The organism is Delftia sp. NA_296.1, from assembly GCF_052692095.1.
The window spans coordinates 211,855-236,553 of record NZ_JBQZGF010000006.1 but is presented as its reverse complement, the minus strand read 5'-3'; the positions used below and the strand labels follow the sequence as shown (position 1 = coordinate 236,553).

Genomic DNA, 24,699 nt, shown 5'->3' with positions numbered 1-24,699 from the left:
GTCACTCTCCCTTGCGCGTCTGTTCCTGCTCGGGCGCGGGCGGCAGCTCTATGGGGGGCGCCGTGGTCGGCGGGTCTATGGGCTCGGGCCCGCGCGGGCGGCCGGGCTGGCGGTTGGGGTCGTCGGGGGCCACGGGGTCATTGGGCGTGGTCGGCATCTGCGGAATATTGGGTGCGTGGGGCAGGGGGTGGTTCATGGCTGCTGTCCTGAGGGATTCGTTGGTGAAGGTTTGGTGCCGGCTCAGCGTGGCGCGGTGGCGGGATCGGCCTGCTGCGGTGTGACGGACGGCGTGGATGGCGAGGCAGGTGAGGCCGGGGAGGTGGGCTCTGTCGCAGGCGTTCCGGTGGCGCTGGGCGCATCCAGCCGTCCCCTGGGTGCCATGAAATTGAACATCAGCACCAGGATCAGCGCGACGGCGGCGGTGAGGGCGGCGATGCGCAGCGGCCAGCGGCCATCGCTGATGTGCCTGTTCTCGTTGCGCTGGCGTTCGAGGGGGGCATGCATTCTGCGGGGTGGGTTGTCCATGGTGGGCTCCTTCAATCCATGAACCTTCACCTTAGGCCTGGCGCAGGCCTGCAACTGTCGGACAAGGCAGGACCTGCGGGAGCGACAAGCCGCTGCACGGCGGTGGGGCTTGGCAGGACAGCCAGGACAGCCTTCGGGACAGGCATGCCGCTTGCCGCAGTCCTTGCTTGTCCACTCCACAGGAGGCACTCCATGCCCAAGCAAGCCATCCCGCCAGACAGCAGGAAAACCAGCAAGAAAGCCGACGTGTCCGAAGGATCGGCCAAGGCCGCCCGTGCTGCGGGAGCCGCCGCCACCGTGCAGCGCCAGCGCGCCATCCAGCGGGAGCAGGACGGCAAGGATGCGCAGGCCAGCCGACCAAAATCCGGCAAGGCAGAGGAATCCGGGAAATCCGGCAAGGCCGTGCAGGCCGGTGCGCGCAGGCAGCCCGAGAAAATGCCGGCCCAGCACATTGCCAAGCCCGGCAGCGAGGCCGAACTGCAATTGGCGCCGCGCTTCATGGCGCCTGACTACCTGGGCAGCCGCAAGCTGCAGGACAAGGTCGCTCTGATCACTGGAGGCGATTCGGGTATTGGCCGGGCCGTGGCCGTGCTGTTTGCGCGCGAGGGCGCGGACGTGGCCATCGTCTACCTGGCGTCCACCGAAGACGCGCTGCAGACCCAGCGCTGTGTGCAGGCCGAGGGCCGGCGCTGCCTGCTGCTGCAGGGCGATGTGCGCGACAGCGCCTTTTGCGGGCGTGCCGTGCGCGACACCGTCAAGGGCCTGGGCCGGCTCGACGTGCTGGTCAACAACGCGGCCTTCCAGGAACACGCCAGCGGCCTCGAAGACCTGGGCGACGAGCGCCTGGAGGAAACGCTGCAGACCAATATCGGCGGCTACTTCCGCATGGCGCGGGCGGCCCTGCCGCATCTGGGGCGCGGTGCGGCCATCATCAACACGGGGTCTGTGGTGGGCCTGCGCGGCAGTGCGCATCTGCTGGACTATTCGGCCACCAAGGGTGCCGTCCATGCCTTCACCAAGGCGCTGGCGCAGAACCTGCTCGAGCGCGGAATCCGCGTGAACGCGGTGGCGCCCGGCCCGGTGTGGACGCCGCTCAATCCCGCCGATTCGCCAGCCGACAAGGTCGCCGAATTCGGCCGGCAGACCGACATGAAGCGCGCAGCCCAGCCGGAGGAGCTGTCTCCCGCCTATGTGTACCTGGCCTCGCCCGTGATGTCGGGCTATGTGACGGGGATCGTGTTGCCTGTGACGGGCAGCGTGGGGGCGATCTGATGCTCTGGCTGGGCCGCCCTGCGCCTGTGTGGCAAGACTTGCCGAAGCTTTTGCGGCAGTCTGTGGCCGTCGCGCAGGCCGTGGCGCAGGGTGGCTCGCGCGCCTTCCCGTGCAGGCCTGCCCGGGCGGTCTGGGCACAGCGATTGCCGCCTTGCACAGGCAGGCTTCACTTCCGGGGTCTGAGTTGAAACGTCTTTGAAAGGATCCAGCAATGACACAGCACGACGAACGCGGCCGCCACGGTGCAGGGCGCCAGGCGCAGCAGGATGCGGGTGAGGGTTTCCAGGGCCGCGATGGCTTTGGCGAGGGGCGCCGCTCCTCCGCTGGCGGCAATTACGGCAACCAGGGCGAGTGGCGCGGTGAAGGCGGCCAGGGCCATCAGGCAGGGCAGCAAGGCGGCTACCCCGGTGGCGGCTACCAAGGTGGCGGCTATCAAGGGGGCTATCCGGGCGGCCAGCAGTCGGCCTACCAGTCCTACCCGGGCAACCAGCAAGGCGGCGGCTACCAGGGTGGATACCCGTCTGGTCAGCAAGGCGGCTATCCCGGCGGTCAGCAGGGCGGGGGGTATCCGGGGGGAATGGATGCCGGAGGCGGTTACGGCGGCTATGGCGGCGGCCAGCATCGCTACCAGGGTGGCGACAGCGGCGGCTATCCAGGCAATCAGGGCGGTTATCAGGGAGGTTATCCGTCCGGCCCCTCCCAGCAGGGCTATTCGCGCGGCGGTCCCCTGCCCTGGGAAGGCGGCTCGCGCCAGGGCTGGCAAGGCCAGGGCGGTGGCTATCAGGGCTGGGAGCGTGAACGCAGCCACGCCGGTCCCGGCCATCCCGATCATTTCGAGCGCCACGTGCCCGGCCACGGCCAGGGCGCAGGACAGGGCCAGCAGTTCGACCCTGACTACAGCCAGTGGCGCGACGAGCAGATGCGCGCTCTGGACGAGGATTATCAGTCGTGGCGCAACGACCGCTACAAGAAGTTCTCGGACGAGTTTTCCCAGTGGCGAAGCCAGCGCACGGGCGACGACAAGCGTGCGGGATCGGGTTCCGGACAGGGCTCCGCATCGGCATCTGCAAGCTCCGGCAGTTCCGGCGGCTCCGGCAGTTCCGGCGCTTCGGACAACCAGGAGCGCCCTGCCGGCAGCGGCAAGGGCAGCCGCTAAGCCGCGGTAGCGCATCGAGGTAGTTGCAGCACATGCCGCCATGGCCCTTGCCGTGGCGGCATGTGTGCCTTCAGGAGTGGTGTCTGCGCTTGTCCACGGCTTCTATGCGCAGCAGTTGCCGGTACTTGGTGACGGTGCGCCGGGCGACGACCAGTCCCTGCGCGGCCAGCTGGCGCGTGATCTGCGCATCGGAAAGGGGCTGGTGTGCGGATTCGGCGGCGATCATTTCGCCGATCAGCTGGCGGATGGCGGTGGCCGAGCAGGCGCTGCCGCTGGCACTGAGCATGGGGCGGGAAAAGAAGTGCTTGAGTTCGAACACGCCCGTGGGCGTGGCCATGTATTTGTTGTTGGTCACGCGTGAGACGGTGGATTCGTGCACGCCCACTTCCTCGGCAATTTCGCGCAGCACCAGCGGCTTCATGGCCATGGCGCCGTATTCCAGGAACAGCTGCTGCTTGCGCACGATGGCCTGGGCCACGTCCAGGATGGTGGAAAAGCGCTGCTCCACATTGCGCACCGTCCAGCGCGCCTCCTGCAGGTGATCGGCCAGGGGGGTCTGGCCGGTGCAGCGGTAGCGTTGGAACAGCTGCTCGTATACACGGTTCAGGCGCACGCGTGGCACGACGGCGGGGTTCAGGTGCACGTTCCAGCCGCTTTGTTGCCTGCGCACGATCACGTCGGGAACGATGTAGTCCACGCGGGAGGAGCCAAAGCTCCAGCCCGGCCTGGGATTGAGGCGCCGTATGGCATCGAGCGCCTGCGTGACCCGGGCCGCAGGCACCTGCAGCGCCTTGGCCAGCCGCGGCACGTCGCGCGCGGCCAGCGCGTCCATGTGGTGCTGCAGCAGGGTCTGCACCAGCTGGCGCATTGAGGCGTCGCCCATCTGCGGGCATTGCAGCAGCAGGCACTCGCCCACGCTGCGCGCGGCCACGCCGGCCGGGTCCAGCGATTGCACCAGGCGCAGGGCGATGAGCATCTCCTGTGCGTCTGGCGCCGGGGTGAGGGCCAGCAGGCCGGCCAGCTCCTGCAGGTCCGTGCGCAGATAGCCGTCGTCGTCCAGTGAGTCCACGATGGCGCGGGCCATGCACAGGTCGCGCGGCGTCATGGCCATCACGTTGAGCTGGCCGTGCAGGTGCATGGCCAGCGTGGTCTCGCAGGCCGCCATGTCCATGGCCGAGCCTTGCGTGTCGCCGGACTGGCGTGCGCCCAGGTGCATGTCGGCCAGCCACAGGTCGCGGTCGTCAGCGGCTTCGACGGCAGGGCCGGGCAGGGCGTCGGCCGGATCGGGAGGATGCGGCATGCCCGGCAGGTCATGGTCCATTCCCATATCCAGGCCAGCCATGGCGTGCGTGCCGTATTCCTGGCCCGCATCACTGCTTGCCGTCTGCTGCACCCCCTGTGCGCGGCTGCCGTCATCGGCGTCATCCGGGTCTTCCAGGAATGGGTTGTCTTCCATCTTGCTGCGCACCATGGCGGCAAAGTCCAGAGAGGACATCTGCAGCATGCGCACGGCGTGCTGCAAGCGGGGCGAAAGTGTCTGGGACTGGCGTATGTCCGCCCTGAGGTGCATGGAACCCATTTCGTCTCCTTGGTGCGATGGCTGCAAGGACGCAACGTTCATGCCCCGATCGGCGTGGCGAATCGTCTGGATACACTTTGGGCACGAAACCTGCTGTGTACTTGCTGCGCAGGGGGCACCGGGGTCCGGGGTTCGGCCACCGCTGCGGGTATCGGCTCTGCACCGTCAGGGCCGGTCTTGGCGCCTGCGGTAAAAATTTCCGCCCGGGCGCAAGGTTTTCTGCAAACTTTGCCATGTACCAATCCACCAGCTTTCACACGGTCCCGCCCCCGGGGACCCTCAATGCCTTTGCGCAAGGCGGGGCGCGCGGCGCCGTACCCCAGGAACCCATGCCCATACGCCTGAGATTGGTCCTGCTGCTTTTGGCCTTGCTGGTGTTTGTGCTGGCGGCCTCGTCCTGGCTGCTTTTGCGCGCCTATCAATCCGAGCACGCGGCGCAGGAGCAGGCCGCACGCATCAGCAGCATGGCCATGGCCCGCTTGCTGGACAAGGAGCCGCGCACGGCCAGCGCCGCCCAGGTGCTGGCTGCCATGGAACCCTTGCTGGATGCGGGCTGGCCCGGCTTTCTGGTGGACAGCGCCGGCCGCGCCATACCGGCCGGCCCCGCTGCCGCAGACCAGCCCGCCTTGCCCGCCGATTTCAGCGACCGGCTGGCGGCCCGCCTGGTGCAGGGAGCTGCGGACCCGCAAAACTCCGGACGGAACCCCGGGCAAGGCGCGTCGCAGGGCTGGCTGGACCTGCCCGATGCCCAGGGTGGGCCGCTGCGCGCGTTCTTCAGCAGGTCCGCCCAGGGTTGGACCTGGGTGAGCTGGGTTCCCTGCTCCGCGCTGGACCCGGCCTGCTCCCGGCCACTGAAGGGCGTGATCTGGGTGGCCATCGTTTTGTTTGCCGTGGCGGGCCTGGGCCTTGCGCGGCTGGCCTTGCGCGGCAGCGCCGCCTGGGTGCTGCCGGCCACGGGCGGCAGGGGCGGGGGCAAGGCGGGCGCCGATGCGGACATGGCCGAGGCATCGTCCGCAGCCGCTGCGCCGGGTGCCGCTGCGGACGCCGACGACAACGAAGCGGCCGAGGCCCGGATCCAGAGCGAACGCCTGCAGGTGGTCGGCCGGCTGGCAGGCCGGTTTTCCCATGAGTTCAACAACCAGCTGGGCGTTCTGAGCAACAGCGCCTACCTGATCGAGCGGCGCTCCGAGGACCCGCGCCTGCGCCTGCCCGCCCAGGCCATGCTGCGTTCGGTGGACACGGCCAGCCGCCTCACGCAGCAATTGCTGCGCTTTGGGCCGCGCCATAGCACGCATGCCCTGGTCGTGGACCTGTACCGGTGGCTGCCTGGCGTGCAGGGCACGCTGGCCGTGGTGCTGGGCAAGCGCATGGCGCTGGAGGTGGCCGAGCCCGCCGAGGCCGGCCAGCCCGGCCAGCCGGCCCCACGCCTGGGCGTGCATGTGGACCCTGACGAGCTGGAACTGGCCCTCATCAGCATTCTTCTGGCCCTGCGCGAGGCGCTGACCGATGGCGCCCGCGTGCACATGGCCGCCCGGCCTTTGCAGGAGAGCCCTGCCGCGGCACCCGCCGGGGCCGAACAGGTGGAAATCCGTATCGAGGCCGTGGCCCACTGGTCAGGCGCGGCACAGGATGGCTCCACACAGGACGGCTTCATTAAGGCGGCGCAAGCAGGGCTGCAGATGCGGGACCGGCAGGACAAGCCCCTGTCCGCCGTCGCGCTGAACGACGCCGATGCAGATGCCACCTGCGGTCTGGTTCTGGCGCGCCGCCTGTGCAGGGAGCGGGGCGGCGTGGTGCGCGCCGAGGGCGAACATGGCCGCTGCCTGGCGGTTTCGCTGATCCTGCCGCGCGTGGCCATGGCGGCGCAGGACTGCCTGGCGCAAAGCCTGGACTGAGCACCTGGCGCGGCCCGGACGTGAACTACGCGACGGGGTGCGCAAACGTCAATTGCGCGGCAGGGCGCGCAAACGCGAACTGCGCGGCAGGGCGCGCAAACACGAACTGCGCGGCAGGGCGCGCAGCGGGAACAGGCTGCAAAGGGGGCTGGAAAGGGACGAGGTAGAGAAGGCCCAAGGGCCTCTGGTCAGCGCGCGATGCGCGCTATGAGCAGGCCCACAGCCAGGGCGGTGGCAATGGAGCGCAGCGGCTTTTCGCGCACGGCGGTGCGGGCGCACTGCGTCCACTCTTCGCAGGTCTCGCGCCACTGGCGCGATGTTGCGTGCACGCTGTCCGTGGCCTGCTGGATGCTTTCCTGCACCTGCTGGACCTGGGCTGCTGCCGCATTCGCTGCCTGGTGGATGGATGCGTGGGCCGCTTCTTCCATGCGGTTGATCATTTCGGGACGGTCGCCGGTGCTGCCGTTGCCGTCGTTGCTGGTGCTTGTGTCGGATGCATTGCTGCTCATGGGGGTGTTCCTTTCAGGGTGGTGAATGGCCTGTGGCGCCGCATGCCGCTTGCTCAGCGGGGCACGCGCGGTTTGAACAGGTTGAAGATGGCCAGCAGCGCAACGGCGCAGGCCAGCGAGATGAAGATGGACATGGACGTGGCAGGCGCCTGCGTCTGCGTATTCATGGCCGACGGCCCCAGCAGCGGGGCCAGGAGCCAGCCGCCCAGCAAGGCGCCGACGGCGCCTATGAGCACGTTGAGCAAAATGCCTTGCTCGGACTGGGTGTTCGTGACCATGCTGGTGATCCAGCCGGCCAGACCACCCACCATCAGCCAGATGAGGAAGTCCATGGCATTGCCTTTGACAAAAGTTGCGGTTGGATATCAATGGCAATCGGCGTGCCTGCCTGCCGCCAGGACCCTCATCGCCCCGGTTCTGGAGTACCGGTTCCCTGAGCCGACGCAGGGCGGATTTCTGCACGCTCCGCCTCATGGCCGGAAGGTGTCTGGGCGTCCAGCCCCCGGTCGGGCGACTCGCTGACCTGGGGCAGGTCGGCGGCGTGCTCTATCAACTCCTCGATGATGAAGCGGCCGTAGAGCTGGGCGCGCTCGGCGCCGGCGGCCTTCAGGGCATCGGCGGCGGTGCGTGCGGCCTCGTCGCTGTCAACGCGCACCACCAGCCAGTGGTAGCCGCGTTCGGCCAGGGCCTGGTGGGCCTTGACCAGATTGAGTTCCTGGCCCACGGCCGCCACGGGGCTGGCCTGGCGCAGGTCTTCGGCGATCTGGGCCAGCATTTCCCGGTCGGTGTAGCGCTGTATGCCCTGGTCGGGCAGGTCCAGCGCCTGCAGCGCCGCCATGCCCTCATCGGCCTGCGCAGCCGTGGGAAACGAGACCACCATGTGGCCTACGGGCTTGAAGACACCGTAGGCGCGGGGAGGAGAGGAGTCCATGGGCTTGTCCTTGGTTGCTCAAAGGTGCTTCCAAGATGGCAAGCGGCGTGCCCGCCAGGGGCATGCCCGCCAGGGACGGCAACGGGTGTGCTGCTGCCCGTGTTTCAGCCGGGTTCGGCGTCCTTCCTGTCCTTTTTGCCACCCGCATAGTCCTTGAGCCGGTTGTACAGGGTCTTGAGGCTGATGCCCAGCACGGCAGCCGTGCGTTCCTTCTGGTACTTGCACTGCTTGAGCGTGGCCTGGATCAGCAGCCGCTCGGCCTGCGCCATGGTCATGCCGATGGGCAGCTGTATGGTGGTCGGCTCCGTGTCGGGCAGGTCGAAGGCGGTGGCTGCAGCGCCGTGGTCGGCACACGCATGCACGGTGACGGGTGCGGCCTGCGGCGCTGGCGGCAGGTGCGGGGCGTTGGCGGCCAGCTGTGCGGGCACGGATACATGCATGGGCATGGACGCGTGCATGGGGGCGGGCTGGCCAATGGCCAGCGGCGGGCGGGGCAGCCATTCGGTGCCGATCTGGGGGCCGGGCTCCATCACATAGGCGCGCTGCACGGCATTGCGCAGCTCGCGCACGTTGCCGGGCCAGTTGTACTGCGCCAGCTGCTTGAGGGCCGCGGCTGTGAACTGCTTGGCCTGGCCTTCGCGCTGGGAGATGGATTGAAGCAGGTGCTGCGCCAGCAGGGGCACGTCGGACAGGCGCTCGCGCAGCGGCGGCAGCTCGATGGGGAAGACGTTCAGGCGATACAGCAGGTCCTCGCGCAGCCTGCCGCTGGCCACCGCCTCGAAGGGGCAGCGGTTGCTGGCGGCGATCACGCGCACATCGGTCTGCAGCGCCTGGGTGGAGCCCACGCGCATGAAGTGGCCGGTCTCCAGCACACGCAGCAGCTTGACCTGCAGCTCCATGGGCATTTCCGTGATCTCGTCCAGGAACAAGGTGCCGGTTGCCGCGCGCTCGAAAAAGCCCTGGTGCTGGCGGTCGGCGCCCGTGAAGCTGCCCTTTTCGTGGCCGAAGATCTCGCTTTCGATCAGCTGCGGCGAAATCGCGCCGCAGTTGACGGCCAGGAACGGCCGGTTGCGCCGCTGGCTCATGTCGTGCAGGGTCTGGGCCGCCACTTCCTTGCCGGTGCCGCTTTCTCCCGTGAGAAAGACCGTGACCGAGGTGCCCGCCACGCGCTCTATCTGCTGGTACAGGCGCTGCATGGGGGCCGAGCGGCCCAGGAGCCGGCCAAAGCGTCCTTGCTGTGCGCAGTAGCCGGCGCCGGGCGCGCCCGGCCTGCCTTGCCCAGCGGGCTGATCGAAGGCCGCGCCCGTGGATGTGCTGGTTGCCGCCTCCGTCAAGCCAGGCGTGGGGATCAGAAAGCGCGAAAGAATGTCTTCAAGACGGCCGATGCCCACGGGCTTGACCAGGTAGTCCATGGCGCCACGGCGCAGTGCTTCGATGGAGGAGTCCAGGCTGGCGTGGCCGGTCACCAGCACGATTTGCGAGTCCTGCGGCACCTGCCGGTCGCCGAACAGGTCCATGCCGTTGCCGTCGGGCAGCTGCAGGTCCAGCAGCACCAGGCTGGGCGGCTGCATGGCCATCTGGCGGCGGGCATCGCGCAGGGAGTGGGCCACGGCGACCGAGAAGCGGTCCACACCTACCAGCTCGCGCATGGTGGCTGCTGAATCCGCATCGTCATCGACGATCAGCACGTGGTTCATTCCATGGCCTCCAGAGTTGCGTGCCGCAACACGTTTTGACAAAAATTCATGATCTGCCAGTTTAGGGGCTGGGATGTATGCATCTGTGTCAGTCCACAGGCACAGTGTTTGCCGGGTGTACCGGTCCCAACCACCGAGGCCGCAAAGATGAAACATATCGACTTCGCCGACCGCTACAAGAGCCTGCGCACCCCGCCGCCGCGCAGCAAGGCGCCGACCATCGCCCTGCTGGCGACCCTGGGATTTCTGCTGGCCCGCAGCTGCGCGAGCTGCATGGAGGTGCACCGCCGCCGCAGCGCCGGGCGCACGGTCGACAAGCCCCGCAACATCCAGCGCCGGGACGGCGAGGGCGGCAGCCATGAGCCGCCCGTGGGCGGCTCGATCATGGAGTGAGGAGGTCAGGCGGGCCGGCGGCTGGCGTCACGGCCACCCTGGCCACCCCGGCCGCCCCGGTCGCCACGGGGCTTCAGCAGGCCCAGGAACAGGCATTCCTTGGCGCTCAGCCCGCGCGTGCGCCTTCCGGTCACAGCGGGCGGGCATTGTCCGGGTTGCTCACACAGGGCCAGCACCTGGGGATGGATGTAGAACTTGCGGCAAACCGCACAGGTATTGCCCAGGCGGCTGGCCACCTGGGTGACCAGGGCGTTGAGCGAGGCGGCACCGGGCGCCGTGCCGTCGGCCGCCGATGCCCCGGCGGCCAGCGCCAGCTCCAGCGCGTAGACGCTGGCATGCCAGGTGCGGAAGTCCTTGGCGCTGAAATCGGGGCCCGCTGTTCCATCGGCTCCATCGGCCCCGGCCTTGCTGCAAATCTTGCGGATGTAGTCGTTCACGTGTTCGGAGCGCACATGGTGGACTTCACCGTCGTCGTCCACGAACTGGAAAAGCCGCTGTCCCGGCAGGTCCTGGCAGCGCTTGACGATGCGGGCCACGGCCCGGTCGGACACGCGGGCCTGCTGGGCGACGCCGCTCTTGCCCTTGAAGCTCAGCATCAACTCGCCGGCGCGCACCTGCGCGTGGCGGTTCCTGAGGGTAGTCAGGCCGAAGGATCCATTGGTTTCGGAATACTCGTCATTGCCGACGCGCAGCGCCGTGCAGTCCAGCAGCCAGACGACGGCGGCCACCACGGTCTGCAGCTGCGGCCGTCCCGGCTTGAGATCCCGCGCCACGGCTCGCCGGATGGCGGGCAGATGCCGGCCGAACTCGCGCATGCGGTCGAACTTGACCTGCTTGCGCTGCTCCTGCCATTGCGGGTGATAGCGGTATTGCTTGCGCCCGCGGGCATCGCGGCCCGTGGCCTGCAGGTGGCCCCGCGCGTCAGGGCAGATCCACACATCCACATAGGCCGGTGGAATGGCCAATTTGCGGATGCGCTCCAGCGCCTGGGCGTCGCGCACGGGCTTGCCGTCCTGGTCCACATAGGAAAAGCCTTTGCCACGCCGCACGCGGCGCCAGCCGGGCATGCGGTCGTTGACATGGATGAGGTCTGCAGTCAGTGCAACCCCTGCGGCGGCGGGGGCGGTGGTGCGATGGGGGGATCGGAATAGGGTGAAGGCGCCGGGGCCGGCGGAGGATCGCCCACCGGTGGCACCAGCGGCTCGGTCGGCGGCGGATTGACTGGCGGAGCGACGGGAGGAGATAGGGGGGTGGCAGGTGGCGTGGGGAGCGCAGCGGTCATGGAACGGTTTCTCCTGTGATGGTGGCGGGCCGCAGCGGCCATGGAGCCCCTGCGGCAAGCGCCATGCCCGGACCCCTGGGCGGGGCCGGAGCGTTGACATTTGGTAGCAATGATCCGCAGGAAGCGGCGGCGTGCGCCCTCAGGCCAGCGTCCTCAGCGTGGGCTCGCGGTCCCAGAAGCGCTTCCTGGCGCCTTCGATGAAGGGCTTGGGCGTGTCGATGGGAAACACGCCCTCGTCCGGCGTGATGCCGGCCGTCTGCAGGATGTGCTCGGTGGCCTTGCAGGCCGCAATGGCCTTGAGGTGGCCGAAGGCATCGCGGAACCAGTCCTGCGCGGCCGCCTCCCGGGCCAGGGCTTCGCCGCGCTCCAGCGTGAGTATGGACACCACGGCGTCGAATTGCGCGGAGGGCGATCCGGCCAGTTGGCCGTCTGCGGGCAGGTGGCTGCCGTCGTCCAGCGTGGCGCCGCCGATCTTGGGCGCGATGATCTTCACGCTGGCCTTTTGCGCCACCAGCGCCTGGTGGAAGGCGGCAATGTGCCGGGCGCTGGAGCCTTCATCCACCAGGATGGCAACGCAGCGGCCCTGCAGCGTGGGTTTCATGCGATCGATGATGCGCGTGGCCGGGCTGGGCGGCAGCTTTTGCGGGGGCACGGCAGGCTTGGCGGCAGGCGGCAACTGGGGCAGGCCCAGGCCGTCGGCCACGCGCTTTGCCAGGTCGGCGTCTATCACCTGCAGGTGGCCGACCACGGCCAGGCGCACATGCGGCGTCTGTACCTTGGACAGCTCGAACACCAGGGCGCTGGCGATGTGGGCCTGCTCCTGCGCGCTCTGGCTTTGGTAGAACATGCGCGCCTGGCTGTAGTGGTCGGCAAAGCTCTCGGGGCGGATGCGGCCCTTGGCGCCCTCCTGCGCGGGCTGGGCAAAGTGCCGCAGGCCGCGGGCTGTCGAGGCGCGCGGGCTGTCGGCCTGCAGGCTGGAGGGCTCATAGGCCACGCGGCCCTTGGGCACCTCGGTCTGCATGTGGCCGTCGCGCTGGTGGTGGGCGAACGGGCATTTGGGCGCGTTGATGGGCAGCTGCGTGAAGTTGGGCCCGCCCAGGCGCGACAGCTGGGTGTCCAGGTACGAGAACAGGCGGCCCTGCAGCAGCGGGTCGTTGCTGAAATCGATGCCGGGCGGGATATTGGCCGGGCAGAAGGCCACCTGCTCGGTCTCGGCGAAGAAGTTGTCGGGCCAGCGGTCCAGCACGAAGCGGCCGATCTTGCGCAGCGGAATTTCCTCTTCGGGGATGAGCTTGGTGGGGTCCAGGTGGTCGTAGGGCAGGGCGTCTGCCTGCTCCTGCGAGAACAGCTGCACGCACAGCTCCCAGGCCGGGTAGTCGCCCGCCTCGATGGCCTCGAACAGGTCGCGGCGGTGGTAGTCGTTGTCTGCGGCCTGCAGCTTGAGGGCTTCGTCCCAGACCGTGGACTGGATGCCCAGTTCGGGCCGCCAGTGGAATTTCACGAAGGTGCTTTCACCCTGGGCATTGACCAGCCGGAAGCTGTGCACGCCAAAGCCCTCGATCATGCGCAGGCTTCGCGCGATGGTGCGGTCGCTCATGATCCACATGACCATGTGCATGGACTCGGGCATGAGGGAGATGAAGTCCCAGAACGTGTCGTGCGCCGTGGCGGCCTGCGGAAAGCCCCGGTCGGGTTCCATCTTCACGGCATGGACCAGGTCCGGAAACTTCATGGCGTCCTGAATGAAGAAGACCGGGATGTTGTTGCCCACCAGATCCCAGTTGCCCTCTTCGGTATAGAACTTGATGGCAAAGCCGCGCACATCGCGCGGGGTGTCCACCGAGCCTGCCCCACCGGCCACGGTGGAGAAGCGCACAAAGATCGGCACTTGCTTGCCGGTTTCGGTCAGGACCTTGGCGGTGGTGTATTGCTCCAGCGAATCTGTCAGCTGGAAATAACCGTGGGCGCCTGTGCCGCGTGCATGGACGATTCGCTCTGGAATGCGCTCATGGTCGAAATGCGTGATTTTCTCGCGCAGGATGAAATCTTCCAGCAGCGTAGGGCCTTTTTCCCAGGCGGTGAGAGAGTTCTGATTATCAGGAACCGGAATGCCTTGCTGCGTGGTCAATCCGGGGTGCTGTCCGTCGGCCTGTTGCTGTAATTCTCCGCCATGGCCTGTGGGGGATTGCTTGGACGATTTCTTTTCACCAGGGGATTTCTTAGCCACGATTTACTCCTTGAAAGAAAGAGGATGGCCTGTTGTATGAGGCAATAATTACTGGAAGAGGCGATTGGCTGAACCAAAGGGAATCGTCAGCAAAGCTCTGGAGATAAAAAAAGGGCCCAGGGGGCCCTTTGCCAGTTCACGCTATCGGCAGCTTAACGCTGCTGATGGCTGCCCTGCTTTTGCTGTTCCCCTGGTTGGTTGCGCTGGGGACTGCTCTGTTGCTGCTGTTGGTTGGGATTGTTCGGGTTGTTGGGATTGCTTTGCTGCTGCTGCCCCGGATTGTTCTGTTGCTGCTGCTTGTTCTTGTCGTTTTGCTGGTTGCTGGCCGTGTTGCCTTGAGGGTTGTTGGTCTGTTGCGTCATTTCCGTACTCCTTAAGTAAACAGCGATGCCGTCATCACTGCAATTTCATTGTGCGACCGTGAAAATGGCCGGCTTGTAGGATATTTGGAAGATTACTTTTGGTAAAGCATTGGAATTTGCTATGGAGTGGTCTTGTTCCATTTTGTCGGTACAAATGGATGTATTTCTTATAATGAAATTGCTTTTGTAAAAAATGCAGCCAGGCCAAATATGGGGTTATTTGGCGGCGGGGCGTTTTGCAGGGGCCCTGGCCGGGGTTTTTGTGGATTTTGTCGATTTTCTGGACGCTGGCGTCTTTGCATTTTTTACCGTTGACGCGGTATTTTTTTCCTTGGCTGCGGTGGCGGATGGTCCGCCTGCGCCCTTGCCCAGGCTGTTCTTGAGCAGGGCCGTCAGGTCCAGCACGGCCGCGTTGGCCGGCGCGGCGGGTGTGGCCTCCTGTTTTTCCACGTTTTGGACATCGCCCGCATGCGCCTTGGCCTGCACGAGCTGGTGGATTTCCTCGCTGAAGGAGTTGCGGAACTGGTCGGCGTCCCAGGCCTGGCTCATGTCCTTGATGAGGGCCATGGCCATGGTCATCTCGGCGCTCTTGATGCCGGCGGCCTTGGCGTCCAGCGGCGGCAGGTCCAGCTGCTCGAAGGAGCGGATCTCGCCGCCCCAGCGCAGCAGGTTCAGCACCAGCGCCCGGCCGCAGGGGATCAGGATGGCCAGGTGCTGTTTGGTCTGGATGACCACCTTGGCCACACCCACCTTGTTGCTCTTGCGCAGGGCCTCGCGCAGCAGGGCGTAGACCTTCTCGCCACGGTGCAGGGGGGCGGTGTAGTAGGGGCGTTCCAGATAGATGAAGGGGATGTCCTGGGCATCGACAAAGGCCTCGATCTCGATGGTCTGCGTGGTCTTGGGAAAGGCGGCGGCAATCTCTTCAGCGCTCAGCACCACGTAGCGGCCTTCTTCGAATTCCACGCCCTTGACGATGTCGGCCGTGGCCACCTCCTTGCCCGTGACCTTGTTGATGCGCTTGTAGCCCACGGGCTGCATGTTGCGCTTGTCCAGCCAGTCGAAGTCGATGTCCGAGCTGGCCGTGGCCGCGTACAGGCCGATGGGAATGTGCACCAGGCCAAAGCTGATGGCGCCCTTCCACATGCTGCGCGCGGAGGTGGACGGGCTGGATTTGGGGGAGGCGGCTTTCTTCATGGCGGTGCTTTCTTCGATTCCTGCGGGACGGTGCTCAGCGCTGCGCCTCGAAGCCCAGCGCCTTCATGGCGCGGCCCAGGCCCACGGCGGCCGTGCCGTAGTGCTCCCAGGGGGAGTTGCCCAGGCGCAGGCGCTGGTCTACCGAGCGAATGGTCCAGTGCGCGCCGCCCGTGAGCCTGTCCAGCTCGTTCCAGGCCACGGGCACGGAGATGCCCATGCCCGGCCGCGCCCGGGCCGTCCACGCGCAGGCCGTGGTGGCGCCGAAGCCGTTGCGCAGGTAGTCCACAAAAATCTTTCCCACGCGGTTGCGCGGCCCGCTTTTGGCCACGAAGCGCTGGGGCACGGCATGGGCCAGGTGCTGGACCACGGCCTGCGAGAAGGCCTTGACGGTGTCCCAGTCCAGCAGCCGCTTGATGGGCACGACCACGTGCAGGCCCTTGCCGCCGCTGGTCTTGAGGAAGGCCGGCAGCTCCAGCTCCTGCAGCAGCACATGCAGCAGGCTGGCGGCCTCCTGCACCTGCTGCCAGGGCACGCCTTCGCCGGGGTCCAGGTCGAAGGTCATGCGGTCAGGCCGGTCGATGCGGTCCTTGCGCGCGTTCCAGGTGTGCCATTCGATGGTGTTCATCTGCGCCGCCGCCACCAGGCCTTCGCGCCGGGACACCTCCATCAGCGGGGCATGGCCGGGGTCCAGTTCCGGCGACAGGGCGGCGATGCCCTGCAGCGGCGCCTGGTCGAGGTGCTTCTGGAAGAACAGCTCGCCCTCGATGCCGTCCGGCGCCCGCACCATGGCCACGGGCCGGGACTTGAGGTGAGTGATCATGAAGGGCGCCACCGTGGCGTAGTAGCGCGCCAGATCCATCTTGGTGATGCCGGTGGAGGGATCGATGACCCGCTCGGGATGGGTGATGGTCATCGAGGCGGGCAGTCGCGCCGCCCTGGCATGGCGGGTTTGCGTTCTTGCAGCGCCATGCGTGGCTGCAGCGCTGGCGGAAGATGCGGTCGATGGCACGTGCTGTGGCTCCTCTTTGACAATGCTGCGTGCAGGCTTGTCCGCACGCAGGCCCTGGAATACGGCATGGCGGACCTGGCCGTCCTCGGTCCACTGCGCGAACGAGACCTCGGCCAGCAGCGTGGGGCGCACCCAGTGCACCCCGCTGCCAAGGCCCCGGCTGTCCGCCAGCGGCGAGGTGCCGGTGGCAAGGCGCTCCAGGCGCTGGCGCAGATCGGCCAGGGTGCGCCTGTTGAACCCCGTGCCCACCTTGCCTGCCGCGCGCAGCTGGCCGTCCTCGCCATGCACGGCCAGGACCAGGGCGCCCAGGCCCGTGCGCGTGCCCTGGGGATCGGTGTAGCCCGCGATCACGAATTCCTGACGCAGGCCGCACTTGAGCTTGATCCAGTCCGCGCTGCGCCGCGAGGCATAGGCGCTGCCGCGCCGCTTGCCGATCACGCCCTCCAGGCCCAGCTGGCAGGCGGCGGCCACCAGGTCGGCGGGCGGGGCGTCAAAGGCCTCACTGAAGCGAAGGCGGTCCGAAGGCGCCTTGTGCAGCAGGGCCTGCAACTGCTGGCGGCGCTGCTCCACGGGCTGGGGCCGCAGGTCCTGGCCGTCCTGCCACAGCAGGTCAAACGCGAAGAACACCAGGTGGTCGGTGCGCTCGCCGTCAAAGGCGTTTTGCAGGGCCTGGAAGTCAGGGCGGCTGTCGCTGTCCAGTATCAGCACCTCGCCATCCACCCAGCCCGATTGCAGGGGCAGCGCGGCAAAGGCGCGGGCCAGGGCGGGCATTTTGGTGGTCCAGTCCTTGCCGTTGCGCGTGAAAAGGCGAACGGCGCCGTCCTCGATGCGCGCCAGCAGCCGGTAGCCGTCGAACTTGCTCTCGAAGATCCATTGCCCGGCCTCTGCAGGTGCATGGTCCACCAAGGTTGCCAGCTGCGGGGCGATGCTCTGCGGCATGAGCGCGGCGACGTGCGTAGCGACGGGCGTGGTGACGGGCGCTGTGGCGGTGGGCAGGGGAAGGCCGGCCACGCTGTCGGGCATGTCCTCGACCACGTTGAATTCGCTGGCAGCACGTTCCAGGCCGTCGTGCTCCTTGATCAGCAGCCAGGCGGGCTTTTTGGCATCGTCCTTGCCGCGCATGCGCACCAGGGTCCAGCGGCCCTGCAGCTTGTGGCCGCGCAGCGTGAACTTGAGCTTGCCCTTGCGATAGCCTTCGGCCGCATCGCCCTCGGGCAGCCAGGTGCCACGGTCCCAGATGATGACCTTGCCCGCGCCGTACTGTCCCGGTGGAATCTGGCCCTCGAAGCGGTTGTAGGCCATGGGGTGGTCTTCCACCTGGACGGCCATGCGCTTGTCGGCCGGGTCGTAGCTGGGACCTTTGGGCACGGCCCAGCTTTTCATGCTGCCGTCCAGCTCCAGCCGAAAGTCGTAGTGCAGATGGCTGGCCCAGTGCTTTTGAATGACGAATTGCAGGGCGCCCGCGCCGGGCTGCCCTGCAATCGTCTCACTGGAAGGTTCTGCCGAAGGTTCCGGTGTGCGCGTGAAGTCGCGCTTTTGCCGGTACAGCGCGAGCGAGGCCTGGGGTGTCGCCGCCTTGGCCGCCCCTTTGGTGGGGCGGGCCTGGCGGGATGCCTGGGACTTGCTGCGCGTGGCCGGCATGGCGGCATCCGTCAGTGGATGAGCGCAATCAGGATGATGATGGGAATGGGAACGCCCAGGAGAAAAAGCAGTATGGATCGCATGGCAAGCCTCCGTTGAATGGATTGAATTGGATTGATTGGGTTTCAGTGCCGGGGATTATCAAAAGGCATCGCGTTGACGACCACCCCAGGTGGCGCACAGGCTGCCCACAAAAGCGCCCAGCATCAGCGAAACAAACAGCCAGAGCATGGAATGGGCCGTGGCCTTGCGTGCCTCTTCGGCTGCCTGCTTGGCCTTTTGCTTGGCTTCTTCTGCCTTTTGCTCGGCCTGCTTTATCTGCATTTGCACGGAATCAAAGGTGCTACGCACTTTCTTTTGCGCATCTTCCACGGACATATCGGAATTGCGCGCAATCAGCTGGGCCAGGTATTGCTCGTCGGCGGGAGACAGCTGGCCGGTGCGCAGCGACTGGGCAAAGATCACGCCGGCCTCGCGGGTGGCGCTGGCCAGGTCGGCGGGGGTGGCATTGCTGGTGGAGGTAGCGGCGCCGGAGTTGCGGAACAGGCTGCCGGTCCAGTAGGCCAGGCCCTGGGGCGAGGCATCGGCGCCCGAGGCACCGGCCATGGCTGCGGCACCGCCTGCAGCTGCACCGCCGGCGGCGCCGATCGCGCCGCCCACCACGCTGGAGGCGCTGGTGGCCACGGTCTGCGCGGCCTTGAAGGCGCCGGAGACAGCGCCGCCTGCAGCGGCGCCCATCAGGGCGACCATGGCCAGCGTGGCCAGTGCCCAGGACAGAAAGCCGTGGGCCGTGTCGCGGAAGTAGACCTCGTCCGTGTGCACGCCTTGCCAGCGTGTGCGCAGCCGCCCGGCCAGATAGCCGCCCACGCCGGCCGAGGCCAGCTGGGTGAAGGCGATCCAGGCCACGGCCGTCAGGCCCAGGGCGCCGGCATCCAGGCCTTCACCGGACCATACCGACACCGACGACAGGCCCAGGCCCGTGCCCAGAATGAACAGCAGCAGCGACAGCGATGCCGCCGCCATGGCGCCGGCAAATATCGCGGCCCATGAAACGCCGCTGCGTGAGGTATCTACGGTGGCGACCGTGTTGACCACTGGCGCTTCAGCCAGGGGCGCGGATTCGGAATAGGCAATGGACATGGCCGACTTTCTTGGAGTTGAGTGCCCCATTCTTGCCAGTCGCAATAGACGCCGCTGTAGGAGGATTGGAAATGCAGGACTGGCAAACGCAGATGAAAAACGTCATCCTTTGCCAGATGACGATTTTCAAGCGAATGCGCAGGCCGGATATGGAAAATGCTGCCTGCAATCGGTAATTCTTGCAGAACATTTTCCAGGGCGGGTATTCGGATTATTCAGGTCAGTGCGGCGATACCTTTTCCATTGCCGGATATTCATCGCCGCATTGAAGCTGCCATCCGGAAAATGCTCAGGGCTGGCGCACGTCGGCCACCACCTGCTCGCCAAAATCGGCACGCTGCAGCCAGCCCAGCACCTGGGCTGCCGCCTGCTCGGGCGTGGACAGCTTGCCGCCCTCCTTGAGCTGGGCGAAGTTGCCTGCATCGGGGAAGGCGGCGGTATCCGCGCTGCGCAGCTGCACCTGCATGTCGGTGTCGATGACGCCGGGCGCCAGCGAGCAGATGCGCGCGCCGTGGGGCTTGAGCGCCTCGTCCAGCGCCACGCTGCGGCTGAAATGGTCCATGCCGGCCTTGGCCGCGCAGTAGGAGGCCTGCGAGGCAATGGCGCGCCGGCCCAGGCCCGAAGAAATGTTGATCACCTTGCGCGGCACGGCTGTCCAGCCCTCGGTGGCGGCCAGGAAGGCGGCCGTCAGCAGCATGGGCGCCTCCAGCCCCACGCGCATGGCCTGGGCAATGTCGGCGGGCTGCAGCTGCGACAGCGGCGCAATCTGCGGAATCACGCCCGCGTTGTTGATCAGGGTGACGCTGGCGTAGCGCGCGGCGTCCAGGCCGGCCAGCCAGTCGCCCAGCCTGCGGGCCGCGGCCTCGGGCTCGCCCAGGTCCACGCTCCACTGCTGCAGCGGCGCGCCCGCCGTGGCGGCCGCCTGGGCCAGGTCTTCGCTGGTGGAGCGTGACAGCGTGACCAGTTCATGGCCGGCATCCAGCAGTTGCCGGGCCATGGCCAGGCCCATGCCGCGCGAGGCGCCGGTAAGAATCGTCAGGGAAAGAAGAGGCGATGCATTGTTCATGCGGGCGATGGTATCGCTTGTGCCCGTGCTGCCGGCCCGGCCGCTGCCTGGGCGGCGACAGGGTCCGATGGCAGCAGCAGCTCGGCGCTGTGCGCCTGCCGGGTGCGCTCCAGCGCCTGCACGATGCGTTCGCAGGCACGCTCGGCCGCCTCGTGCAGGCTGGCGCCCTGCAGCCAGTGGCCGGTGAGCGCGGCACTGAACAGATCGCCCGTTCCCTTGGGCACCGCATCCACCCGCGCGTGGGTGATCACATGCACGTCATCGCGCGTGACCAGGGCCACGCGCATGCGCTGGGCAGGCTCGCCGTCCAGCTCGGGCGATGCGCTGGTCACGGCCACCCACTGCGTGCGTCCCTTGAGCAGGCTGCGCGCGGCCTGGACCACATCGTCCATGCCGCGCACAGGGCGCGCGGTCAGCCGCTCCAGCTCGAAATGGTTGGGTGTCAGCCCGTCGGCCAGCGGCAGCAGGTGGCGCTGGTAGGCCTCGACCATGGCGGGGTCCACATAGATGCCGCTGTCGTGGTCGCCGATCACCGGGTCCACCACCACGCGCAGGCCGGGCCGCTGCGCCAGCAGGCCGGCAACCCAGTCCGCCAGCAGCGTGGCCTGGGCCGGCCCGCCCAGGTAGCCGGCCAGCACGGCCTGCAACTGCCGCAGCCCGCCGCGCGCGCCCAGGTCCTGCAGATAGCCCGCAAACCACTCGGCGGCAATTGCTCCGCCGTGGATGCTGGGATAGTGCGGCGTGTTGCTGAACACCACCGTGGGCACGGCCGCCGCCGCCAGCCCCAGCGCCTGCAGCGTGGGCATGGCCACGTTGTTGCCAACTCGGCCGTAGACGACCTGGGACTGCACGGACACCACGTCGATGGCCAGGGGTTGCAGCATGTCTTGGGGGGCGCAGGCGTTCATGGGCGTGGGGAAGCAATGAGAGGCAGGGACGTGTTTTATAACGCCTGCGCCCAGGCCGCAGACCCCACAATCGGCCGCGCATGACCAGACCACTGTGCGATCTGCGCGTGAAAAGAAAAAGGCCCGCCGAAGGGCGGGCCCGTGGAGCGCCAGGCGCCTGTGCGTTGTCAGGCGCCCAGGTAGGCGCGGCGCACGGCGTCGTTGGTCAGCAGGTTGGCGCCGGTGTCTTCCAGCACCACCTTGCCGGTTTCCAGCACATAGCCGCGGTCGGCGATCTGCAGGGCGCGGTTGGCGTTCTGCTCGACCAGGAAGACCGTGACGCCGGCCGTGCGGATGGTCTGGATGATCTCGAAGATCTGCGCAATGATCAGCGGCGCCAGGCCCAGCGTGGGCTCGTCCAGCAGCAGCAGGCGGGGCTTGCTCATCAGCGCGCGGCCGATGGCCAGCATCTGCTGCTCGCCGCCCGACATGGTGCCGGCGCGCTGGTGGGCGCGCTCACGCAGGCGCGGGAAGAGGCCGAACACATGTTCGATGCCGGCCTCGATCTGCGGCTTGTCCAGGAAGAATCCGCCCATCTTCAGGTTGTCCGTGACCGTGAGGTCCGAGAAGATGCGCCGTCCCTCGGGCGAGACCGCAATGCCCTTGCGCATGATGTGGTGCGAGGGCAGCTGGGTGATGTCCTCGCCCTCGAACGAGATGCGGCCCGAACTGGCGCGCGGGTTGCCGCACACCGTCATCAGCAGCGAGGTCTTGCCGGCACCGTTGGAGCCGATCAGCGAGACGATCTCGCCCTGGTTGACGTGCAGGCTCACGCTGTCGACCGCGCAGATGGCGCCGTAGTGGGTGGAGATGTTCTCCAGTTGCAGCATGGCAGGCATCAGGCTTCTCCCAGGTAGGCCTTGATGACCCGTTCATCGTTGCGGATGGCGTCCGGCAGGCCCATGGCGATGGGCTTACCGTACTCCATGACGAGGATGCGCTCGGACACGCCCATGACCAGGCCCATGTCGTGCTCGATCAGCAGCACGGCAATGCCGTACTGGCGCCGCAGCTGGTCGATCAGGCCCTGCAGGTCCTTCTTCTCCTGCGGGTTCAGGCCCGCGGCGGGTTCGTCGAGCATGAGCACGCGCGGCTTGGTGATCATGCAGCGCGCGATCTCCAGGCGGCGCTGGTGGCCGTAGGCCAGGTTGCCGGCCTCGCGGTTGACGAACTCGCGCAGGCCCATGACGTCCAGCCAGTGCAGGGCGCTCTCGATCTTTTCCTCTTCGCTGCGGCGGTAGCTTGCCGTGTTGAACAGGCCCGACAGCAGGTTGACGCCCGAGCTGCGGTGCTGTGCCACCAGCAGGTTTTCCAGCACCGTCATGGACTTGAACAGCCGCACGTTCTGGAAGGTGCGCACCACGCCGTGGTTGGCCACGTGGTGGCTGCTGCGGCCCTCGATGGCGCTGCCGTCCAGCGTGACGGAGCCGCTGCTGGGCTGGTAGAAACCGCTGATGCAGTTGAACACCGTGGTCTTGCCGGCGCCGTTGGGGCCGATGATGGCAAACACTTCCTGCGGGCGCACGTTGAAGCCCACATGGTCCACGGCCAGCAGGCCGCCGAAGCGCATGCACAGGTCTTTGACTTCTAGCAAATACTCGCTCATTGCCGGCCCTTGCTGCTTTCTGTTGTCCCAAAAATCATGGTGTCGGCATGCCTCATGAGCGCACCTCCACATGGTGGCGGCGCATGGGCAGCAGGCCCTGCGGGCGCCAGATCATCATCAGCACCATCACCAGGCCGAAGATCAGCATGCGGTACTCGGAGAACTCGCGCGCCAGCTCGGGCAGCACCGTCAGCAAGATGGCTGCGATGATCACGCCCAGCTGCGAGCCCATGCCGCCCAGCACCACGATGGACAGGATCAGCGCCGATTCGATGAAGGTGAACGATTCGGGGTTGACGATGCCCTGGCGCGCCGCGAAGAAGGCGCCGCCCAGGCCGGCGAACATGGCGCCCAGCGTGAAGGCGGACAGCTTGATCTTCATGGGGTTCAGGCCCAGGGAGCGGCAGGCGATCTCGTCCTCGCGCAGCGCCTCCCAGGCGCGGCCTATGGGCATGCGCACCAGGCGGTTGGAGATGCACAGCGTGACCACGGCCAGCAGCAGCGCCATCAGGTACAGGAAGATCACCATGTGCAGCGAGCTGAACTCCAGCCCCAGGAACTGGTGGAAGGTCGTGCCGCCCTCGGTGGAAGGGTTGCGCGTCATCTCCAGGCCCAGCACCGTGGGCTTGGGGATGCTGGAGATGCCGTCCGGCCCGCCCGTGATGCTGGTCAGGTTGACCAGCATCAGGCGGATGATCTCGCCGAAGCCCAGCGTCACGATGGCCAGGTAGTCACCGCGCAGCCGCAGCACCGGAAAGCCGAGCACGAAGCCGAACATCGCGGCAGCGGCGCCGGCCAGCGGCAGCGCTTCCCAGAAGGACCAGCCGGCCCAGTGGAACAGCAGCGCATAGGTGTAGGCGCCCACGGCGTAGAAGCCCACGAAGCCCAGGTCCAGCAGGCCGGCAAAGCCCACGACGATGTTCAGGCCCAGGCCCAGCATCACGTAGATCATGGCCAGCGTGGCGATGTCCACCGCGTTGCGGCCCGCGAAGAAGGGCCAGGACACGGCGATCAGCAGGGCGGCCAGGATCAGGCCGTTGCGGTGGCTGGGGCGTGCGTGTGGCAGCGAGGGCAGCGAGACCTTGGGCATCTTCGCCGCGATCAGCGGGCGCAGCAGCTGCACCAGGAAGACCAGGGCGCAGGCCCAGGCCACCACCGTCCAGTCGGGGTTGATGATGGTGCGGGTGCCGGCGCGCTCCAGGTGCAGGCCGAAGATGGGCGTGACGACCACGGCGGTCATCACCGTGGCGATCAGGGCGTCGCGCAGGTTCAAGGTGGGTTTGGCTTTCATCAGACCTTCTCCACTTCAGGCTTGCCCAGCAGGCCCGTGGGGCGGAACAGCAGGATCAGCACCAGCAGGCCGAAGGCCACGATGTCCTTGTACTCGGACGAGATGTAGGCTGCCGCAAAGGTCTCGGCCACGCCCAGCAGCACGCCGCCCAGCATGGCGCCGGGGATGGAGCCGATGCCGCCCAGCACCGCCGCCGTGAAGGCCTTGATGCCGGCCAGAAAGCCGATGAACGGGTTGAGCTTGCCCACGGCCAGCGCGATCAGCACGCCGCCCACGGCCGCCAGCATGGCGCCCAGCACGAAGGTGAACGAGATCACGCGGTTGGTGTCGATGCCCAGCAGGCTGGCCATGTGCATGTCCTGGGCGCAGGCGCGCGAGGCGCGGCCCATGCGGGAATGGCGGATGTACAGCGTCAGCAGCACCATGAGCACGATGGCGACCACGATGATCAGGATGCGCGAGTAGGGCACATAGATCTCGAAGCCACCTTCGGCGCCGAAGCGCAGCGCGCCCGGCAGCAGCGAGGGCACGGCCATGTCGCGCGCGCCCTGGCCCAGGGCCACCCAGTTCTGCAGGAAGATGGACATGCCGATGGCCGAGATCAGGGCCACCAGGCGCGGGCTGCGGCGCAGCGGCTTGTAGGCCACCTGTTCCACCACCAGGCCGTAGACGCCGGTGACGAAGACCGACACCACCAGCATCAGGCCGATGATGGCCCACACGGGCAGGCCGCTTGTCGTGCCTATGGCCGACAGCGTGACCAGGCCGATGTAGGCGCCGATCATGTAGATGTCGCCGTGGGCGAAGTTGATCATCCCGATGATGCCGTAGACCATTGTGTAGCCGATGGCGATCAGGGCATAGATGGCGCCCAGGGACAGTCCGTTGAACAGCTGCTGTATCAGCTGAGGTAAGAGTTCTGACATGGTGTAATGCCGCCCCAAAACAGGAAAAGGCCTAAAAGGCCAGGATGCAGA

General features: G+C 67.1%; 23 protein-coding genes. 4 read left to right on the top strand and 19 right to left on the bottom strand.

The genetic code is table 11. The annotated features are described in order from the left end of the window. Position 1: 1 nt before the first annotated feature. Together ACUTR7_RS17050 and ACUTR7_RS17045 are read right to left on the bottom strand one after the other, a co-directional pair. Positions 2-196 (bottom strand): hypothetical protein, encoded by a 195-nt coding sequence (locus tag ACUTR7_RS17050; protein ID WP_445609363.1) that lies wholly within the window; start codon positions 194-196, stop codon positions 2-4. A 44-nt stretch (positions 197-240) separates the two neighbouring features. Beyond that, a complete protein-coding gene (locus ACUTR7_RS17045; protein ID WP_445609362.1) occupies positions 241-525 on the bottom strand; it encodes a hypothetical protein in 285 nt (94 codons plus the stop codon). 192 nt (positions 526-717) lie between these two features. Between ACUTR7_RS17045 and ACUTR7_RS17040 the strand changes: the two genes are divergently transcribed. Both ACUTR7_RS17040 and ACUTR7_RS17035 read left to right on the top strand, forming a co-directional pair. Beyond that, a complete protein-coding gene (locus ACUTR7_RS17040) occupies positions 718-1,797 on the top strand; it encodes an SDR family oxidoreductase (RefSeq protein WP_445609361.1) in 1,080 nt (359 codons plus the stop codon). 211 nt (positions 1,798-2,008) lie between these two features. After that, positions 2,009-2,953 (top strand): hypothetical protein, encoded by a 945-nt coding sequence (locus tag ACUTR7_RS17035; protein ID WP_445609360.1) that lies wholly within the window; start codon positions 2,009-2,011, stop codon positions 2,951-2,953. A gap of 70 nt (positions 2,954-3,023) precedes the next feature. Here ACUTR7_RS17035 and rpoN read toward each other — a convergent pair whose 3' ends face one another. Beyond that, positions 3,024-4,532, bottom strand: coding sequence for an RNA polymerase factor sigma-54 (gene rpoN / locus ACUTR7_RS17030; protein WP_445609359.1), 1,509 nt, complete (start codon positions 4,530-4,532; stop codon positions 3,024-3,026). Positions 4,533-4,765: 233 nt separating this feature from the next. On the opposite strand from rpoN, the gene ACUTR7_RS17025 reads away from it, so the two are divergent. Then, entirely contained in the window at positions 4,766-6,427 is a 1,662-nt protein-coding gene (locus ACUTR7_RS17025; protein ID WP_445609358.1) for a hypothetical protein, read from the top strand. A gap of 188 nt (positions 6,428-6,615) precedes the next feature. Here the strand turns inward: ACUTR7_RS17025 and ACUTR7_RS17020 are convergent, their stop codons facing one another. The 4 genes from ACUTR7_RS17020 to ACUTR7_RS17005 form a co-directional block, all read right to left on the bottom strand. Next, the gene (locus tag ACUTR7_RS17020) at positions 6,616-6,936 is read right to left on the bottom strand and encodes a DUF883 family protein (RefSeq protein ID WP_445609357.1); all 321 of its coding nucleotides are present in this window, start codon (positions 6,934-6,936) and stop codon (positions 6,616-6,618) included. Positions 6,937-6,989: 53 nt separating this feature from the next. Continuing rightward, positions 6,990-7,268 carry a GlsB/YeaQ/YmgE family stress response membrane protein gene (locus ACUTR7_RS17015; RefSeq protein WP_445609356.1) on the bottom strand — a complete coding sequence of 93 codons (279 nt, stop codon included), beginning with the start codon at positions 7,266-7,268 and terminating at the stop codon, positions 6,990-6,992. A gap of 71 nt (positions 7,269-7,339) precedes the next feature. Then, positions 7,340-7,867, bottom strand: a complete 528-nt coding sequence (locus tag ACUTR7_RS17010) for a hypothetical protein (protein ID WP_445609355.1) — start codon at positions 7,865-7,867, stop codon at positions 7,340-7,342. A 104-nt stretch (positions 7,868-7,971) separates the two neighbouring features. Beyond that, positions 7,972-9,564, bottom strand: a complete 1,593-nt coding sequence (locus tag ACUTR7_RS17005) for a sigma-54-dependent transcriptional regulator (RefSeq protein ID WP_445609354.1) — start codon at positions 9,562-9,564, stop codon at positions 7,972-7,974. A 147-nt stretch (positions 9,565-9,711) separates the two neighbouring features. On the opposite strand from ACUTR7_RS17005, the gene ACUTR7_RS17000 reads away from it, so the two are divergent. Then, the gene (locus ACUTR7_RS17000; protein WP_445609353.1) at positions 9,712-9,957 is read left to right on the top strand and encodes a hypothetical protein; all 246 of its coding nucleotides are present in this window, start codon (positions 9,712-9,714) and stop codon (positions 9,955-9,957) included. A 5-nt stretch (positions 9,958-9,962) separates the two neighbouring features. Here the strand turns inward: ACUTR7_RS17000 and ACUTR7_RS16995 are convergent, their stop codons facing one another. The 12 genes from ACUTR7_RS16995 to livH form a co-directional block, all read right to left on the bottom strand. Further along, positions 9,963-11,024 carry a DNA topoisomerase IB gene (locus tag ACUTR7_RS16995; RefSeq protein WP_445609352.1) on the bottom strand — a complete coding sequence of 354 codons (1,062 nt, stop codon included), beginning with the start codon at positions 11,022-11,024 and terminating at the stop codon, positions 9,963-9,965. 354 nt (positions 11,025-11,378) lie between these two features. Next, on the bottom strand, positions 11,379-13,466 hold the full coding sequence (locus ACUTR7_RS16990) for a catalase (RefSeq protein ID WP_445609351.1): 2,088 nt from the start codon (positions 13,464-13,466) through the stop codon (positions 11,379-11,381). Positions 13,467-13,618: 152 nt separating this feature from the next. Beyond that, entirely contained in the window at positions 13,619-13,828 is a 210-nt protein-coding gene (locus ACUTR7_RS16985; RefSeq protein ID WP_445609350.1) for a 1,4-beta-xylanase, read from the bottom strand. 216 nt (positions 13,829-14,044) lie between these two features. Next, positions 14,045-15,022, bottom strand: coding sequence for a non-homologous end joining protein Ku (gene ku / locus ACUTR7_RS16980; protein ID WP_065347135.1), 978 nt, complete (start codon positions 15,020-15,022; stop codon positions 14,045-14,047). A gap of 34 nt (positions 15,023-15,056) precedes the next feature. After that, entirely contained in the window at positions 15,057-17,672 is a 2,616-nt protein-coding gene (gene ligD, locus ACUTR7_RS16975; protein WP_445609349.1) for a DNA ligase D, read from the bottom strand. Between the two features lie 141 nt (positions 17,673-17,813). After that, entirely contained in the window at positions 17,814-18,812 is a 999-nt protein-coding gene (locus tag ACUTR7_RS16970; RefSeq protein ID WP_063325598.1) for a hypothetical protein, read from the bottom strand. A gap of 289 nt (positions 18,813-19,101) precedes the next feature. Beyond that, the gene (locus ACUTR7_RS16965) at positions 19,102-19,878 is read right to left on the bottom strand and encodes an SDR family NAD(P)-dependent oxidoreductase (protein WP_445609348.1); all 777 of its coding nucleotides are present in this window, start codon (positions 19,876-19,878) and stop codon (positions 19,102-19,104) included. Beyond that, positions 19,875-20,786 carry a pyridoxine/pyridoxal/pyridoxamine kinase gene (gene pdxK / locus ACUTR7_RS16960; protein ID WP_013801933.1) on the bottom strand — a complete coding sequence of 304 codons (912 nt, stop codon included), beginning with the start codon at positions 20,784-20,786 and terminating at the stop codon, positions 19,875-19,877. Before pdxK ends, ACUTR7_RS16965 begins: the two co-directional genes overlap by 4 nt. Before the next feature lie 167 nt (positions 20,787-20,953). Next, complete coding sequence (locus tag ACUTR7_RS16955; protein WP_034398706.1) at positions 20,954-21,655, bottom strand: ABC transporter ATP-binding protein; 702 nt, start codon at positions 21,653-21,655, stop codon at positions 20,954-20,956. Positions 21,656-21,663: 8 nt separating this feature from the next. After that, a complete protein-coding gene (livG, locus tag ACUTR7_RS16950) occupies positions 21,664-22,431 on the bottom strand; it encodes a high-affinity branched-chain amino acid ABC transporter ATP-binding protein LivG (RefSeq protein ID WP_034394891.1) in 768 nt (255 codons plus the stop codon). A 52-nt stretch (positions 22,432-22,483) separates the two neighbouring features. Beyond that, positions 22,484-23,722, bottom strand: a complete 1,239-nt coding sequence (locus ACUTR7_RS16945) for a high-affinity branched-chain amino acid ABC transporter permease LivM (protein WP_034394889.1) — start codon at positions 23,720-23,722, stop codon at positions 22,484-22,486. Further along, positions 23,722-24,648 (bottom strand): high-affinity branched-chain amino acid ABC transporter permease LivH, encoded by a 927-nt coding sequence (gene livH, locus ACUTR7_RS16940; RefSeq protein WP_012206135.1) that lies wholly within the window; start codon positions 24,646-24,648, stop codon positions 23,722-23,724. Before livH ends, ACUTR7_RS16945 begins: the two co-directional genes overlap by 1 nt. Between the last annotated feature and the right edge of the window lie 51 nt (positions 24,649-24,699).

What these genes read in the sequence shown, in the direction of transcription:
- ACUTR7_RS17050 (WP_445609363.1), bottom strand. Translation starts at nt 196, where the DNA reads ATGAACCACCCCCTGCCCCACGCACCCAATATTCCGCAGATGCCGACC.
- ACUTR7_RS17045 (WP_445609362.1), bottom strand. Translation starts at nt 525, where the DNA reads ATGGACAACCCACCCCGCAGAATGCATGCCCCCCTCGAACGCCAGCGC.
- ACUTR7_RS17040 (WP_445609361.1), top strand. Translation starts at nt 718, where the DNA reads ATGCCCAAGCAAGCCATCCCGCCAGACAGCAGGAAAACCAGCAAGAAA.
- ACUTR7_RS17035 (WP_445609360.1), top strand. Translation starts at nt 2,009, where the DNA reads ATGACACAGCACGACGAACGCGGCCGCCACGGTGCAGGGCGCCAGGCG.
- rpoN (WP_445609359.1), bottom strand. Translation starts at nt 4,532, where the DNA reads ATGGGTTCCATGCACCTCAGGGCGGACATACGCCAGTCCCAGACACTT.
- ACUTR7_RS17025 (WP_445609358.1), top strand. Translation starts at nt 4,766, where the DNA reads ATGTACCAATCCACCAGCTTTCACACGGTCCCGCCCCCGGGGACCCTC.
- ACUTR7_RS17020 (WP_445609357.1), bottom strand. Translation starts at nt 6,936, where the DNA reads ATGAGCAGCAATGCATCCGACACAAGCACCAGCAACGACGGCAACGGC.
- ACUTR7_RS17015 (WP_445609356.1), bottom strand. Translation starts at nt 7,268, where the DNA reads ATGGACTTCCTCATCTGGCTGATGGTGGGTGGTCTGGCCGGCTGGATC.
- ACUTR7_RS17010 (WP_445609355.1), bottom strand. Translation starts at nt 7,867, where the DNA reads ATGGACTCCTCTCCTCCCCGCGCCTACGGTGTCTTCAAGCCCGTAGGC.
- ACUTR7_RS17005 (WP_445609354.1), bottom strand. Translation starts at nt 9,564, where the DNA reads ATGAACCACGTGCTGATCGTCGATGACGATGCGGATTCAGCAGCCACC.
- ACUTR7_RS17000 (WP_445609353.1), top strand. Translation starts at nt 9,712, where the DNA reads ATGAAACATATCGACTTCGCCGACCGCTACAAGAGCCTGCGCACCCCG.
- ACUTR7_RS16995 (WP_445609352.1), bottom strand. Translation starts at nt 11,024, where the DNA reads ATGCCCGGCTGGCGCCGCGTGCGGCGTGGCAAAGGCTTTTCCTATGTG.
- ACUTR7_RS16985 (WP_445609350.1), bottom strand. Translation starts at nt 13,828, where the DNA reads ATGACGCAACAGACCAACAACCCTCAAGGCAACACGGCCAGCAACCAG.
- ku (WP_065347135.1), bottom strand. Translation starts at nt 15,022, where the DNA reads ATGAAGAAAGCCGCCTCCCCCAAATCCAGCCCGTCCACCTCCGCGCGC.
- ligD (WP_445609349.1), bottom strand. Translation starts at nt 17,672, where the DNA reads ATGCCGGCCACGCGCAGCAAGTCCCAGGCATCCCGCCAGGCCCGCCCC.
- ACUTR7_RS16970 (WP_063325598.1), bottom strand. Translation starts at nt 18,812, where the DNA reads ATGTCCATTGCCTATTCCGAATCCGCGCCCCTGGCTGAAGCGCCAGTG.
- ACUTR7_RS16965 (WP_445609348.1), bottom strand. Translation starts at nt 19,878, where the DNA reads ATGAACAATGCATCGCCTCTTCTTTCCCTGACGATTCTTACCGGCGCC.
- pdxK (WP_013801933.1), bottom strand. Translation starts at nt 20,786, where the DNA reads ATGAACGCCTGCGCCCCCCAAGACATGCTGCAACCCCTGGCCATCGAC.
- ACUTR7_RS16955 (WP_034398706.1), bottom strand. Translation starts at nt 21,655, where the DNA reads ATGCTGCAACTGGAGAACATCTCCACCCACTACGGCGCCATCTGCGCG.
- livG (WP_034394891.1), bottom strand. Translation starts at nt 22,431, where the DNA reads ATGAGCGAGTATTTGCTAGAAGTCAAAGACCTGTGCATGCGCTTCGGC.
- ACUTR7_RS16945 (WP_034394889.1), bottom strand. Translation starts at nt 23,722, where the DNA reads ATGAAAGCCAAACCCACCTTGAACCTGCGCGACGCCCTGATCGCCACG.
- livH (WP_012206135.1), bottom strand. Translation starts at nt 24,648, where the DNA reads ATGTCAGAACTCTTACCTCAGCTGATACAGCAGCTGTTCAACGGACTG.